Origin of the sequence: Paraburkholderia sp. MM5384-R2 (assembly GCF_014201025.1) — a bacterium.
GTDB classification, from domain to species: domain Bacteria; phylum Pseudomonadota; class Gammaproteobacteria; order Burkholderiales; family Burkholderiaceae; genus Paraburkholderia; species Paraburkholderia tuberum.
Genome location: NZ_JACHDI010000001.1, coordinates 327959 through 342193, shown reverse-complemented (window position 1 = coordinate 342193; position 14235 = coordinate 327959). Strand labels below are relative to the sequence as shown.

At 63.8% G+C, this 14235-nt stretch carries 10 protein-coding genes and 2 tRNA genes; 7 read left to right on the top strand and 5 right to left on the bottom strand.

From position 1 onward, the window contains the following. Positions 1–23: 23 nt before the first annotated feature. The 6 genes from clpX (at position 24) to HDG37_RS01625 (ending at position 6831) form a co-directional block, all read left to right on the top strand. Positions 24–1295, top strand: a complete 1272-nt coding sequence (gene clpX, locus HDG37_RS01650) for an ATP-dependent Clp protease ATP-binding subunit ClpX (protein WP_013089402.1) — start codon at positions 24–26, stop codon at positions 1293–1295. 201 nt (positions 1296–1496) lie between these two features. Further along, on the top strand, positions 1497–3917 hold the full coding sequence (gene lon, locus HDG37_RS01645; RefSeq protein ID WP_018418078.1) for an endopeptidase La: 2421 nt from the start codon (positions 1497–1499) through the stop codon (positions 3915–3917). Positions 3918–4236: 319 nt separating this feature from the next. After that, positions 4237–4509, top strand: a complete 273-nt coding sequence (locus HDG37_RS01640) for an HU family DNA-binding protein (protein WP_018418077.1) — start codon at positions 4237–4239, stop codon at positions 4507–4509. A gap of 101 nt (positions 4510–4610) precedes the next feature. Further along, positions 4611–4686: transfer RNA gene (locus HDG37_RS01635), tRNA-Val, on the top strand. 47 nt (positions 4687–4733) lie between these two features. Further along, positions 4734–4810: transfer RNA gene (locus HDG37_RS01630), tRNA-Asp, on the top strand. 86 nt (positions 4811–4896) lie between these two features. Beyond that, on the top strand, positions 4897–6831 hold the full coding sequence (locus tag HDG37_RS01625) for a SurA N-terminal domain-containing protein (RefSeq protein ID WP_184043811.1): 1935 nt from the start codon (positions 4897–4899) through the stop codon (positions 6829–6831). A gap of 81 nt (positions 6832–6912) precedes the next feature. On the opposite strand, the gene HDG37_RS01620 is transcribed toward HDG37_RS01625, so the two are convergent. Next, a complete protein-coding gene (locus HDG37_RS01620; RefSeq protein ID WP_184043809.1) occupies positions 6913–7254 on the bottom strand; it encodes a hypothetical protein in 342 nt (113 codons plus the stop codon). Between the two features lie 117 nt (positions 7255–7371). After that, positions 7372–8076, bottom strand: coding sequence for an arylesterase (locus tag HDG37_RS01615; RefSeq protein ID WP_184043807.1), 705 nt, complete (start codon positions 8074–8076; stop codon positions 7372–7374). On the opposite strand from HDG37_RS01615, the gene HDG37_RS01610 reads away from it, so the two are divergent. After that, positions 8075–8761: an ABC transporter ATP-binding protein gene (locus HDG37_RS01610; protein ID WP_026225394.1), complete on the top strand. Its 687-nt coding sequence runs from the start codon at positions 8075–8077 to the stop codon at positions 8759–8761. The genes HDG37_RS01615 and HDG37_RS01610 overlap by 2 nt on opposite strands. A gap of 75 nt (positions 8762–8836) precedes the next feature. Here HDG37_RS01610 and pgi read toward each other — a convergent pair whose 3' ends face one another. The 3 genes from pgi to HDG37_RS01595 form a co-directional block, all read right to left on the bottom strand. Further along, a complete protein-coding gene (gene pgi / locus HDG37_RS01605) occupies positions 8837–10459 on the bottom strand; it encodes a glucose-6-phosphate isomerase (RefSeq protein WP_184043805.1) in 1623 nt (540 codons plus the stop codon). 348 nt (positions 10460–10807) lie between these two features. Continuing rightward, positions 10808–12448, bottom strand: a complete 1641-nt coding sequence (locus HDG37_RS01600) for an NAD(P)H-hydrate dehydratase (protein ID WP_184043803.1) — start codon at positions 12446–12448, stop codon at positions 10808–10810. Between the two features lie 178 nt (positions 12449–12626). Then, positions 12627–13922, bottom strand: a complete 1296-nt coding sequence (locus tag HDG37_RS01595) for an FAD-binding oxidoreductase (RefSeq protein ID WP_184043801.1) — start codon at positions 13920–13922, stop codon at positions 12627–12629. Positions 13923–14235: the final 313 nt, after the last annotated feature.

Below are 14235 nucleotides of genomic sequence, written 5' to 3'. Positions count from 1 at the left end.
GGTGTCCGGAGGCTCACACATCTATGGCGGACAAGAAAGGTTCTAACAGCGAAAAGCTGTTGTATTGCTCGTTTTGCGGCAAGAGCCAGCATGAGGTCAAGAAACTGATTGCTGGCCCGTCGGTATTCATCTGCGATGAATGTATCGATCTGTGCAACGAAATCATTCGTGACGAGGCTGCAGGCGCGGGCATCGAGGCCGGCTTGTCCAAGTCCGATCTGCCGACCCCGCAGGAAATCCGCGAAATTCTCGACCAGTACGTGATCGGTCAGGAGCGCGCGAAAAAGATCCTCGCGGTCGCGGTCTACAACCACTACAAGCGCCTCAAGCATCTCGACAAGAAGGACGAAATCGAGTTGTCCAAGAGCAACATCCTGCTGATCGGCCCGACCGGCTCCGGCAAGACGCTGCTTGCGCAGACGCTCGCGCGCCTTCTGAACGTGCCATTCGTGATTGCCGACGCGACCACGCTGACGGAAGCCGGCTATGTCGGCGAAGACGTCGAGAACATCATTCAGAAGCTGCTGCAGAATTGTAATTACGAGGTGGACAAGGCCCAGCGCGGCATCGTCTACATCGACGAAATCGACAAGATCAGTCGCAAGTCCGACAACCCGTCCATCACGCGCGACGTGTCGGGCGAGGGTGTGCAGCAGGCTCTGCTGAAGCTGGTCGAAGGCACGATGGCGTCGGTGCCGCCGCAAGGTGGCCGTAAGCATCCGAACCAGGACTTCATCCAGGTCGATACGACGAACATCCTGTTCATCTGCGGCGGTGCGTTCGACGGCCTCGAGAAGGTCATCGTCGATCGCACCGAGAAGACCGGCATCGGTTTCGGCGCGAGCGTGAAGAGCAAGCAGGACCGCGACGCCGGCGAAGTGCTGCGCGAAGTGGAGCCGGAAGATCTGATCAAATTCGGCCTGATTCCGGAGCTGATCGGCCGTCTGCCGGTGGTCGCCACGCTCGGCAAGCTCGACGAAGCGGCGCTGATGAAGATTCTCGTCGAACCGAAGAATGCGCTGGTCAAGCAGTATCACAAGCTGTTCAGCATGGAGCGCGTCGAGCTCGAAATCCGTCCGGCCGCGTTGCAGGCCGTGGCGCGCAAGGCGATCCGCCGCAAGACTGGCGCGCGGGGCCTGCGTTCGATTCTGGAACAGGCGTTGCTTGATGTCATGTACGACCTTCCGCAAATGAAAGGTGTCAGCAAGGTCATCATCGACGACAACGTTATCGACGGCGACGGCAAACCGCTGCTGATCTACGAAGACGCGCCGAAGGTCGCGGGTTCGAACTGATCGGCTTTCGAGTTCTGCAAAAAGGCCGTTCATGGCGACGTGAACGGCTTTTTCGTTTATCGTGTGGTCAGGCTGGTTGTTCTCAACTATGGAGTCACTGAACCTTCGGAGTCACTGAACTTTTCCCACACGCGGAGGCTTGCAATATTTTCTGCTGGCCTCACCTATCGAACGAACTGATTCCACTCATGGGGAAATGAAATGTCAGGAACCCAACTCCTCCCGCCGGAACGCATTACGCTGCCGCTGCTCCCGCTGCGCGACGTAGTCGTTTTCCCGCACATGGTGATTCCGCTCTTCGTAGGCCGCCCGAAGTCGATCAAGGCTCTCGAAGCAGCGATGGAAGGCGGCAAGCACATCATGCTCGTCGCCCAGAAGACGGCTGCGAAAGATGAGCCGACCGAAAAGGACATGTACGAAGTAGGGTGTATCGCCAACATCCTGCAGATGCTGAAGCTGCCCGACGGTACCGTGAAGGTGCTCGTCGAAGGCTTGCAGCGCGCGAAGACGCTTTCCATCGAAGAACAGGAAACGCAGTTCTCGTGCGAAGTCATGCCGCTCGAACCCGACCATGCCGACAGCGCTGAAACCGAAGCGCTGCGTCGCGCGATCGTGTCGCAGTTCGACCAGTATGTGAAGCTGAACAAGAAGATTCCGCCGGAGATCCTGACCTCGCTGTCGGGTATCGACGAGGCAGGGCGTCTCGCCGACACGATCGCGGCGCATCTGCCGCTCAAGCTCGACCAGAAGCAACACATCCTCGAGATGTTCCCGGTGATCGAGCGGCTCGAGCATCTGCTCGCGCAACTCGAAGCCGAGATCGACATCCTGCAGGTCGAAAAGCGTATCCGCGGGCGCGTGAAGCGTCAGATGGAGAAGAGTCAGCGCGAGTACTACCTGAACGAACAGGTCAAGGCGATCCAGAAGGAACTCGGCGAAGGCGAAGAAGGTGCGGATCTCGAAGAACTCGAGAAGCGCATCACGGCCGCCCGGATGCCGAAGGAAGCGAAGAAGAAGGCCGACGCCGAGCTGAAGAAGCTCAAGCTGATGTCGCCGATGTCGGCGGAAGCGACGGTCGTGCGCAACTACATCGACACGCTGATCGGCTTGCCGTGGCGCAAGAAGAGCAAGGTCAACAACGACCTGTCGAATGCGGAGCGCGTGCTCGACGAAGACCACTTCGGTCTCGAGAAAGTGAAGGAACGCATTCTCGAGTATCTCGCGGTCCAGCAACGTGTCGACAAGGTCAAGGCGCCGATCCTGTGCCTCGTGGGGCCTCCGGGCGTCGGTAAGACTTCGCTCGGTCAGTCGATCGCGCGCGCGACGAACCGCAAGTTCGTGCGCATGGCATTGGGCGGCGTGCGTGACGAAGCCGAGATTCGTGGCCACCGTCGTACGTACATCGGTTCGATGCCGGGCAAGATCCTGCAAAGCCTGACCAAGGTCGGCGTGCGCAATCCGCTCTTCCTGCTCGACGAAGTCGACAAGATGGGTCAGGATTTCCGCGGCGATCCGTCGTCGGCCCTGCTGGAAGTGCTCGATCCGGAACAGAACCATACGTTCGCTGACCACTACGTCGAAGTCGACTTCGATCTGTCGGACGTGATGTTCGTGGCGACGTCGAACTCGCTGAACATTCCGCCGCCGCTGCTCGACCGGATGGAAGTGATTCGTCTGTCCGGTTATACGGAAGACGAGAAGGTCAGCATCGCGCAGCGTTATCTGCTGCCGAAGCAGAAGAAGAACAACGGCCTCAAGGATGGCGAGGTCGATGTGACGGAAACTGCGATCCGCGACATCATTCGTTACTACACGCGCGAAGCGGGCGTCCGCTCGCTCGAGCGTGAAATTTCGAAGATCTGCCGCAAGGTCGTGAAGATGCTTCTGCTGAAGAAGGCGGAAGGCGCGGTGAAGGTCGACGGCAGCAACCTCGACACGTTCCTCGGCGTGCGCAAGTACGACTTCGGTCTGGCCGCGAAGGAAAATCAGGTGGGCCAGGTCACGGGTCTCGCGTGGACGGAAGTGGGCGGCGATCTGCTGACCATCGAAGCCGCGGTGATGCCGGGCAAGGGCAATGTGATCCGCACGGGTTCGCTCGGCGACGTGATGAAGGAATCCGTCGAAGCGGCGCGCTCGGTCGTGCGTTCGCGTTCGCGTCGTCTTGGCATCAAGGACGAAGCGTTCGAGAAGCAGGACATTCACATCCACGTGCCGGAAGGCGCGACGCCGAAAGATGGTCCTTCGGCTGGTATCGCGATGACGACCGCGCTGGTGTCGGTGTTGACCGGTATTCCGGTGCGCGCCGATGTCGCGATGACGGGCGAAATCACGCTGCGTGGCGAAGTTCTGCCGATCGGCGGCCTGAAGGAAAAGCTGCTGGCAGCGCATCGCGGTGGCATCAAGCTGGTGCTGATTCCGGAAGAAAACGTCAAGGACTTGACGGAGATTCCGGACAACGTGAAGAACGCGATCGAAATCGTGCCGGTCCGCTGGATCGACAAGGTGCTCGAACTTGCGCTCGAGCGTGTACCGCAGGCCTTACCGGAAGAAGAACCGAAGCCCTCGGCGCCGGTTGGGGCTGAGCCAGGCAAGGATGCCGCGACGGACGTCGTCAAGCACTAAGGTTCGATGCGCATCAGAATGCGCTAACGCCAAAGCATTCTGCAGCGGTGTCGTTCGCTAAAGCAGAAAACCCGCGGTCAAGAGCCGCGGGTTTTTTTTGCCCGCGCGGCTTCGTCGCCAGGCCGCATCGCCAGTCTTTCCGCTGCAACATACTGTGACAAAAGCGCCCCTCTAAAATAACGCCGATCAGGCTCAACCCCGGTTGACACAAGGGTTTCGGCCGCTTCTAATGAGGCGGCCTGGCGTTCGCGCCGGCCGCGTGGCGGGAGGTGCTGGAAAGCACTGTCACGATTGCCAATAAACATTCACGGGGGTTTGAATGAACAAGACGGAATTGATCGATCACATCGCACAGCAAGCCGACATTTCGAAGGCCGCGGCGGGCCGTGCGCTCGATGCAGTCATCGCGGGCGTCAAAAACACGTTGAAGAAAGGCGGATCTGTGACGTTGGTCGGCTTTGGCACGTTCGCGGTCGGCAAGCGCACCGCGCGCACCGGACGCAATCCGCGCACGGGCGCCGCGATCAAAATCAAGGCAGCAAAAGTTCCTAAATTTAGGCCTGGCAAAGCTCTGAAGGATGCGCTAAACTAGCGGGCTTGCTGCTTGAGGAATTGCTTAACCCGACTGCATGAACGATTCACGGGGAGGCCAGCGGCAAGGCAGAAAACACATCAAGCACTGAATCACGAAACGGGTGCTTAGCTCAGTTGGTAGAGCGGCGCCCTTACAAGGCGTAGGTCGGGAGTTCGAGCCTCTCAGCACCCACCAGTTTCAGATTCGGCTGCAGTGTTTCCAGTCGCAAAAGTGCAGTATAAGGAGTGGTAGTTCAGTCGGTTAGAATACCGGCCTGTCACGCCGGGGGTCGCGGGTTCGAGTCCCGTCCACTCCGCCAGTATCCACGAAAGGCGAACTCCGGTTCGCCTTTTTTGTTGCCCGCTGTTGTAAGATCGGGCGTTCTGTTTTTGGCACCCCTCACGCATGCTCGATTTTTTCCGCAATCACCAACGCCTGATGATGTTCATGCTCATCCTCGTCATTTTGCCGGGGTTGGGTTTCGTGGGTATTCAGGGTTTCCGCGGCTTCTTTGACGAAAGTGCAAACGTCGCGAGTGTCAACGGTCACAAGATCACCCGTGTCGAATACGACGACGCGATGCGCCAGCAGATCGACCGCGGGCGTCAGATGCTCGGCGCGAAGTTCGACATGAAGTCGTTCGACACGCCGGAGCGCCGTCGCCAGATGCTCGACGGCATGATCGAACAGCGTGTGCTTGCCGACGAAACGCAGCGTCTGCATCTGAGCGCATCGGACGAAGCGGTGCGCCGCGCGCTGCTGTCCGATCCGGTGATCTCGTCGCTGAAGAATCCCGACGGGTCGATCGACCTCGACCGCTACAAGCAACTGCTCGCGATGCAGGGCATGACGCCCGATCAGTACGACGAGCGCGTGCGCTACAACCTCGCTATGCAACAACTGCCCGCGAGCATCGAGGCGAGCGCGTTCACGTCGAAGACGCTTGCGCAGCACTTGACCGAGCTCGCGCAGCAGCAGCGTGAAGTGCAGGGCATCGCGTTCCATCCGCACGATTACGCGGCGAAGATCCAGCCGACCGATGCGCAACTGCAAGCGTACTACGACGCGCATCGCAACGACTTTGCGACGCCCGCTACGGCGACGATCCAGTACCTGGTGATGTCGCCGGCCGCGCTGAGCGCATCGGTGCAGCCGAGCGACGCGGACCTGAAGAAGTACTACGACGACAACATCGCCCACTTCCGCACCGAAGGGGAAGTGCGCGCGAGCCATATCCTGATCGCGGCACCGAAGGACGCGAGCGCGGCCGACAAGGCCAAAGCGAAGCAGAAGGCCGAGGAGTTGCTCGCGCAGCTCAAGGCGCATCCGGACCAGTTCGCGCAGATCGCGCGGCAGAACTCGCAGGATCCGGGTTCGGCATCGAAGGGTGGCGATCTCGGTTACTTCGGCCGCGGCATGATCGCGGGCGGCCAGGCGTTCGACGACGCGGTGTTCGCGCTGAAGAAGGACGAAATCAGCGGCATCGTCCAGACCGACTTCGGTTTCCACATCATCAAGGTCACCGATGTAAAGCCGGCGGTCACGAAGTCGTTCGACGAAGTGAAAGACCAGATCGCCAGGGAGCTGAAGACGCAACTGGCGAGCAAGGCATTCACCGACAGTTCGGAAGGTTTCACGTCGCTCGTCTATGAAAAGGCCAAGAGCCTGCAGCCGGCCGCTGACAAATTCAAGCTGCAGATCCAGACCGCGACGGTCACGCCGCAGCCGGATCCGAAGCTGCCGCCCGAAAGCCCGCTGAACAACCCGAAGTTCCTCGCAGCCGTGTTCGCGAACGACTCGGTATCGGCGCACAACAATACGCAGGCCATCGACGTCGGCAACAACACGCTGATCGCCGCGCGTGTGACCGACTACAAGCCCGCTGCCGTGCCCGCATTCGACGCGGTGAAGGACGCGGTGCGTCAGAAGGTGATCGCCGTGCAGGCGAACGAAGCAGCGCACAAGGACGGCGTCGCGAAACTGGCCGAGTTCGAGAAGTCGAAGGCGACCGCTGGTTTCTCGTCGCCGCTGAAGGTGTCGCGCAATGACGCGCAGGGCGTGCCGCCTGCCGCACTGAGCGCAATCTACAAGGTCGATGCGCAAAAGTTGCCGGCCTACGTCGGTGTCGATCTCGGCGACGACGGCTATGCGATCTATCGCGTGAACCAGATCGTGCAGCCCGCGGCCACCGACGCGCAGCATCTCGCTGTCGCGCAGCAGCAGATCGCGCAGGTGGACGCGCAATCGGAGACCGAAGCCTATCTGAAAGCGCTGCGCGAGCGCTCGAAGGTGAAGTTCTACGGTACGCTCGACAACGCCGCCCAGTCGGCCGATCAGTAAGCCGCAGTAAGCATTGCCTGCTCGTCCAAAAGAAAGCCCCGCATTTGCGGGGCTTTCTTTATCTACAGCCAGGTGGCAGCTTTACAGACAGCCGCTGATCGCGCCGGTGGCGTTGCCGCCGCCAGCGCTGCCGGCGCGAAAGCCGACCCACGTGCCCTTACCGCTATACGAAGGACGGACCACCGCGGCCGCGCCGTTGGGCGGCTGCTGGCCCGGGACGTAGACGTCCATGGCCTGATCGTTGGCGAGGATGTTTTGCGAGATCACCTGTTGTTGCGAACTATCCGCCCATTTCTGCGCGATGCAGGTTGCGACGGCGCGAGGCGGCTGCTGGCTTTGACCCACCGACTGAACGCCGGCCGGCGGTTGAGCCGCGCAGGCCGAGATGGCAATGGTCAAAGCGATTAACGGTAAATATTTCAACGTTATCTCCTCAGAAGTCGCTCAAGAATGAGCCGGGTGGCAGGGATTGCCCATATGTCGAACGGCTCGGCGATCCGTGTTCCCCCAGGTTCCGGAAACAAGTCGTTAGCAGGTCTTTCAGTGCGGCGAACTTGTGCGAAGAAGTGGCTTGACAGCGGGCCACACGTTGTTGAGTAGCAGCGGTTGTGCCTGCTGCGTCGGGTGGATCTGATCGGCCTGGAACATGTCCGGTTTATCCGCGATGCCGGCGAGAAGAAACGGCACGAGCGGCACATGGAACTCCTTCGACAACTGGCCGTAGAGGCCGTGGAACTTTTGCGTATAGTCGGGGCCGTAATTGGGCGGCACGTACATGCCGACGAGCACGACCTTCGCGTGGCCTTGCTGCGCCTGTTCGATGATCGTGCGCAGGTTGTCCTCGGTCGTCGAGAGCGGCACGCCGCGCAACGCGTCGTTGGCGCCGAGCTCGACGATCACGATGCTCGGTTTGAGCCGTTCCATCAGCGCGGGCAGACGCGCGCGTCCGCCGCTCGTCGTGTCGCCGCTGATGCTCGCATTGGCGACGCTATAATCGATGCGCTCTTCGGCCAGACGCTGACGCATCAACGCGACCCAGCCCGTATCGCGGGGCAGCCCGTACTCGGCGGAGATGCTGTCGCCGAGCACGACGATCACCGGCTTCACGGGTTCGGGCGTATTCGCCGCGTGAGCCCGCAACGGTAACGAAACCAGCGCGGCGGCCATCATGGTCGCGCCGAATGCCGCAGACAGCGCCGCGGCGCGAGGGGCGATGGCGCGCACTTTCAACCTACGCTTCACCATGCCAAACAGAACTGATCCAGTCATTGAAGTGCGGGGTTTGTGCAAGAGGGTTAAGGATGCTGCGGGCGAACTGACGATTCTCGATGACATCGATCTTGCCATCGATGCCGGCAGCAGCGTCGCGATCGTCGGTGCATCCGGGTCGGGCAAGTCTACGCTGCTCGGCTTGCTCGCGGGATTGGACAGTGCTAGCGCGGGCTCGGTTCGGCTGCTCGGGCGCGAACTCGGCGAGCTCGACGAAGACGGCCGCGCCGCGTTGCGCAGTGGCGCGGTCGGCTTCGTGTTCCAGTCGTTTCAGTTGATGCCGCATCTGACCGCGCTCGAAAACGTCACGTTGCCGCTCGAGCTGCAAGGCGGCATCGGCACACGCGAGGCCGCCGCGCGTGCGCGTGAACTGCTCGAACAGGTTGGGCTCGGGCAGCGTACCGGTCATTATCCGAAGCTGCTGTCGGGCGGCGAGCAGCAGCGCGTCGCGCTCGCGCGCGCGTTCGTCACGCGCCCGGCGATCCTGTTCGCCGACGAACCCACCGGCAGTCTCGACGCGGCCACCGGCCACGCGGTGATCGATCTGATGTTCGAGATGAATCGCGCGCACGGCGCGACGCTCGTGCTCGTGACACACGACATCGAACTCGCGCGGCGTTGCGATACGACGGTGACGATCGAAGCGGGGCGGCTCGCTTGATGATCCGGCGGATCGCGGGCTTGCAGCAAAAACAAAGCGGGCCGTAGCCCGCTATCGTGCGCTCCAGACTTCCATTCAGCGCTTCAACGCAGCCCGGGCCCGCGCGATCAGCGCCGACGTCGACGAGTCATGCTTCTTCACGTCGGCACTCGCCGCGCCCAGATCGGCCTCGACCACCTTGCCGAGGATCTTGCCGAGTTCGACGCCCCACTGATCGAACGGGTTGATGTTCCACACCGACGCTTGCACCAGCACCTTGTGCTCATAAAGCGCGATCAGCGCGCCGAGCGTGCGCGCGGTCAACGCGTCGAGCAGCAGCGTCGCGGTGGGGCGGTTGCCGGGGAACGCCAGGTGCGGTGCGAGTTCCGGCTTGTCGGGGCCGGCCACCTTCTTCGCTTCCTCGAGCGTGCGGCCCAGCATCAATGCTTCGCTCTGCGCGAAGCAGTTCGCGAGCAGCTTCGGATGATGGCTCGCGAGCGGATGCTCGGGCGTCAGCAGCGCGATGAAATCAATCGGCACGATCGTCGGGCCCTGGTGCAGCATCTGGAAAAACGCGTGCTGACCGTTCGTGCCCGGCTCGCCCCATGTGACTGCGGAAGTCGCATAGTCGACGAACGCGCCGTCGAGACGCGCGGACTTGCCGTTGCTCTCCATTTCGAGCTGCTGCAGATACGACGGCAGGAAATGCAGCGCCTGCGAATACGGCGCGACCAGATAGCTCTGCGAGCCGAAGAAGTTGCGATACCAGATGCCGATCATGCCGAGCAGCACCGGCAGGTTCCTGTCGAGCGGCGCGGTGCGGAAGTGCTGGTCCATCTCGTTGGCGCCGGCGAGCAACTCGTCGAACTGTTGCTGACCTACCGCGATCATGATCGACAGACCGACGGCCGACCACAGCGAGTAGCGTCCGCCGACCCAGTCCCACATCGAGAACACGTTCTCTTGCGCGATGCCGAACTTGACGACTTCGGCCGTATTCGCCGACACACCGACGAAGTGCTTCGCCAGCGCGCTTTCCGGGCAGCCTTTCTGGATGAAAAAGTCGCGCAGCGAGCGCGCGTTGGTCATCGTCTCCAGCGTCGTGAAAGTCTTCGACACGATGATCGCGAGCGTCTCTTCGGGATCGATCTGCTGCATCACGTTGTACAGATCGGCGCCGTCCACGTTCGACACGAAGTGCGTCGAGATCTCGGGCGTCGCGAGATGATGCAACGCGTGCACGACCATCTTCGGCCCTAGATCCGAGCCGCCGATGCCGATGTTCACGACATGACGGATCCGCTTGCCGGTGTAGCCGGTCCATGCGCCGCTGCGGACCTGCTCGGCGAACGCGGCCATTTTCTTGCGCTCGGCCTGCACTTCGGCGAAGAACGGCGCCTTCGGGTCGGTTGCGCGCAAGGCCGTGTGCAGCGCGGCGCGGCCTTCGGTCGGGTTGACGACCTCGCCCACGAACATCGCGTCGCGGCGCTTTTCGACGCCGGCTTCGCGGGCGAGTTGCACGAGCAGTTGGAGGGTTTCGTCGGTGATGCGGTGCTTCGAGAAATCGGCTGAGAGACCGCCACCCGCGAACGTGAAGCGTTCGGCGCGCGTGGGAGCGGGATCGTTCTCGGGGGCGAACCAGTCGCGCAGATGCGCATCGCGAATCGTGTCGTAATGCGTCTGCAGCGAGGACCAGGAGGGGAGCGAGTTCTGGGTCATAGCGTCCGTCTAACCAAGGGGCACGAAGGAAGGCGCGCGCATGAAGCGTGGCCGAGAATGATGCGGCGATGCAGTCAGAGCGATGCCACGCGGCCCGGGTCGGGACAGGTGCCGACGATACTTCGCGAAGCGGGTGAACTTCGCGACAACGCGAGGCGGCGCCCGCGCCCGCTGGAGTAATCGCCGCGACCCGCGATTGACCCGACGCGCGGCACAGGCAATCAGTATAGCGGGGATGCGCGACGGGCAGCAGGGCGTTGCGCGCGCTCGCGATGATTGGGATCGCGATGTTTCATCGGTGTGAACGAGCGCCGCGAACGCGATTCGTATTCAGAGCAATCGCGCGCGTCAAGCAAGCGGCGCCGAATAGAACAGCCGGTTCAACAAGGCACGCACCATCGGTGCCAGCTCGCCGGCCGTCAGCCCGGCGGGGCCGTGGCCCTGCGCGGTCAGCGTATCGGCGGCAAGGCCGTGCAGATAGACGCCCGCGAGCGCCGCCTCGAAGCGTGGCAGATGCTGCGCGAGCAGCGCGCCGATGATGCCGCCGAGCACGTCGCCGGTGCCGCCCGTCGCGAGCGCGGCGTTGCCGGTCGGGTTCAGCGCGAGGCGGCCGTCGGGCGCGGCGATGATCGTGCCGACGCCCTTCAGCACGACGACGCTCGCAAAACGCGCCGCGAGCGCGCGCGCGGCCGCGAGACGGTCGCGTTGCACGCTCGCCGCATCGCTGCCAAGCAGGCGCGCCGCTTCGAGCGGATGCGGAGTGAAAATGCACGGATCGCCTTGCACGCCGCGCGCGGTGACTTCCGCGGCGAGCGCGGGATCCTTGGCGACCAAATTCAGCGCGTCGGCATCGAACAGCTTGGGCACGTCGAGTTGCAGCACGTCGTGCAGTACCCGCGTCGCGCGTTCGCCGTGCCCCATGCCGCAGCCGATCGCGAGTGCGTCCATCGAATCGAGCGGCAGCGTGTCGATCGGATGCAGCATCAGTTCGGGGTGCGGCGGATCGTAGGGCGGGGCGCCTTCGCCGAGCAGCGCGACGTGGACCTTGCCCGCGCCGGTGTAGAGCGCCGCGCGTGCCGCGAGAATCGGCGCGCCGCACATGCCGGTGTCGCCGCCGACCACCGCGAGGCTGCCGAAGGTGCCCTTGTTGGTCGCGAAGTTGCGTGGGGGCATGAAGGGGCCGAAGAGATCGGGCGCGCTGAGCTGGATCGCCGCACGTGAGGCGCTGGTGGCAGCGTCCTGGCTGCCCCCGCCGTTGATCCCTGCCACGAGCCCGATCGGTGCGACCGTCACGCGCCCGGCGAGATCGCGGCCTTGCGCGGTGAAAAGCCCCGGCTTCGCGCCGATGAACGTGATCGTGTGCGTCGCATGGACCGCCGCCGCGCCGTTGCCGCCGATCACCGCGCCGGTGTCGCTGTCGAGCCCGCTGGGCACGTCGAGCGCGAGCACGGCGCCTTGTGTCGGGCGCGCCTTCGTGCGCTGCGACAGCTGCCGCGCGAGCGTCGCGAAGACGCCGTCGAGCGGCCGCGCGAGACCGATGCCGAACATACCGTCGACGAGCCAGCCATAGCCGTCGAGCGAGGCGGGCGGCGCCGCGTCGATCGGCACGCCGGCGGCGCGCGCGGCGTCGAGCGCCCAGCGCGCGTCGGCGGGCTTCACTTCAACCGGCATACAGACTTCTACCGCGATGCCGGCCTTGTGCAGTTCCGTCGCGACGACCAGCGCGTCGCCGCCGTTGTTGCCGGGGCCGGCGACCAGCCACGCGCGCTGCTGCGACTTCGTCACCGACGTATCCGCGGCGATCCGTTCGAGCAGCCAGCGCGCGGCCGCATGACCGGCGCGCGCCATCAGCGTGTGCTCGGGCAGGGCCGCGGCGGCCTGGGATTCGGCGATCCGCAAGTCGGTCAGCGTCAGCAGCGGCAGCGCAAGCGGCTGCGAGTCGGTCAGCGGATCGAAAAGGGAGAGCAGCGAGTTTTCTGCGTCTGTCATGGCGAAACCTGGCGGTGCGCCCGCGGCGCGGCGGGCAGACTTTGGAATCGCTATGTTAGTGCCGATAGGCGCACCGCGTGCGGCTGTTTCGGTGCGTGCGGCGGAAGCGGCGCGATGAACGCGCGGTATCGACGGCGGGCTCTCAGCCCGCCATACTCGCCAGGAACCGCACGAAACCTTACTGGAACCGCTCCGGCCTCAATGCGGCGAGCGTGTCTTGCGGCAACGTCGGCGTCTGTCCCGACATCAGCTGTGCAACGAGCTTGCCCGCGCCGCAGGCGAGGCCCCAGCCGGCCGGGCCATGCCCGACGTTGATGAACAGCCGCGGATGCAGCGCGTTGCCGATCAGCGGCAAGCCATCGGGCGACAGCAGTTTCACGCCTTCCCACGGCAGCGCCGCCGAAATGCGCGCGGCGCCCGGAATCCAGTCGTGCGTCGCCTGGCCGAGCAACGCGAGCGCCTCCTTGGTCAGCGCTTCGCCGAGCGGCTTGTCGATCTGGCTCGCGCTTTGCAGCACCGCGCCGCCCGCGATCCGCAGCCGATGGTTCATGCGGCTGATGCCGATGCGCTTGACCGCATCGACGATCGCGACGTGCGGCGCGCATTCCTCGTGCGCGATCGGCGCGACCAGCGCATGCAGCCGCAGCGGATGCAGCGGCAGCCTGAGCCCCGCGCGTTCGAGCAGCGCGAGGCTGCCGTAACCGGCGGCGACCACGACCGCGTCGGCCTGGACCACGTCGATCTCGCGCGAGCGGGGCGCGCCGTCGCGCGGCGCCAGTTCGACCGCCGCGCGCTGACTGTCGAGACGAATGCCGGTCACCTCGCAGTTCGGCATGAACTGCACGCCGCCTTGGGTATCGAGCACCTGTTTGACGAGCTTGGTAAAAAGCGGACAGTTCGCGGTGCGCTCGTGCTCGAACAGCACGCCGCCGGCGAATTCAGGATCTGTGGGGACCGCATGCTCGAACGCCGCGCATTCGGCCGGGCTCAGCACGTGATGCGACACCTCGAACCGGTGCAGCAGATCGAGCGCGGCTGCGTACAGCTCCCATTCGTGCGCGCTGCGCACGAGGTACAGCAGACCGCTCGCCTGTTCGAATTCGAGGCCGAAGCGGGCTTCGACGTCGGCCATCGCATCGCGCGAGGATTCGATCAGCGGCCGCAGCAGCGCGTACTGGCGCGCGAACGCCTCGGGTTCCTGCCATGCTCCGAGCTGCTTGATGAACTGCCGCGCGGCGCCGTTGAAGCCGGTCTTGCTGATCACGCCATTTTTCGCGTTGTGGCGGCTCGCCATGAAGGTCGGGCCGAACCAGACGTCGAGCGGCGTCGGCAGCACGTTGCCGCCTTGTCCGTAGGTGGCGCCTTGCGCGACGGTCGCGTGACGCTCGACGACGCATACCCGGTGGCCGGCCGCGCGCAGGTGATAAGCGGTGGCGACGCCCGCTATCCCGCCGCCAATGACGATGACATCCATGCTCTGATTCGATGTGCCGGCGGGCGGCTCGCGCGCGTTCCCGCTGGCTGTGACATGCGGCGCGCCGCCGGGTGAAACCCGGGTCGCGTGCGCCGATCTGGTGAAACGCGAATGATAGCAGTCAAAACACCCGCGCGGCGACGCGACGGGCACCGCGGCGACGCCTCGCGCGGGCCGGCGCGGCCCGCCGCCCACGCACCCCGGAGCCCGCTGGAAGCCCGTTCCCGGGGTATAATCCCGGACTTCCTTTCCGCCTCACGTCGCCTCTGCATGCGCGGCTCCCCGGCATCAATGAGCGACGCAACGTCAAGTC

Excerpts from the sequence above, each read along its gene's own strand:
- clpX (WP_013089402.1), top strand. The coding sequence starts at position 24 with ATGGCGGACAAGAAAGGTTCTAACAGCGAAAAGCTGTTGTATTGCTCG.
- lon (WP_018418078.1), top strand. The coding sequence starts at position 1,497 with ATGTCAGGAACCCAACTCCTCCCGCCGGAACGCATTACGCTGCCGCTG.
- HDG37_RS01640 (WP_018418077.1), top strand. The coding sequence starts at position 4,237 with ATGAACAAGACGGAATTGATCGATCACATCGCACAGCAAGCCGACATT.
- HDG37_RS01625 (WP_184043811.1), top strand. The coding sequence starts at position 4,897 with ATGCTCGATTTTTTCCGCAATCACCAACGCCTGATGATGTTCATGCTC.
- HDG37_RS01610 (WP_026225394.1), top strand. The coding sequence starts at position 8,075 with ATGCCAAACAGAACTGATCCAGTCATTGAAGTGCGGGGTTTGTGCAAG.
- HDG37_RS01615 (WP_184043807.1), bottom strand. The coding sequence starts at position 8,076 with ATGGTGAAGCGTAGGTTGAAAGTGCGCGCCATCGCCCCTCGCGCCGCG.
- pgi (WP_184043805.1), bottom strand. The coding sequence starts at position 10,459 with ATGACCCAGAACTCGCTCCCCTCCTGGTCCTCGCTGCAGACGCATTAC.
- HDG37_RS01600 (WP_184043803.1), bottom strand. The coding sequence starts at position 12,448 with ATGACAGACGCAGAAAACTCGCTGCTCTCCCTTTTCGATCCGCTGACC.
- HDG37_RS01595 (WP_184043801.1), bottom strand. The coding sequence starts at position 13,922 with ATGGATGTCATCGTCATTGGCGGCGGGATAGCGGGCGTCGCCACCGCT.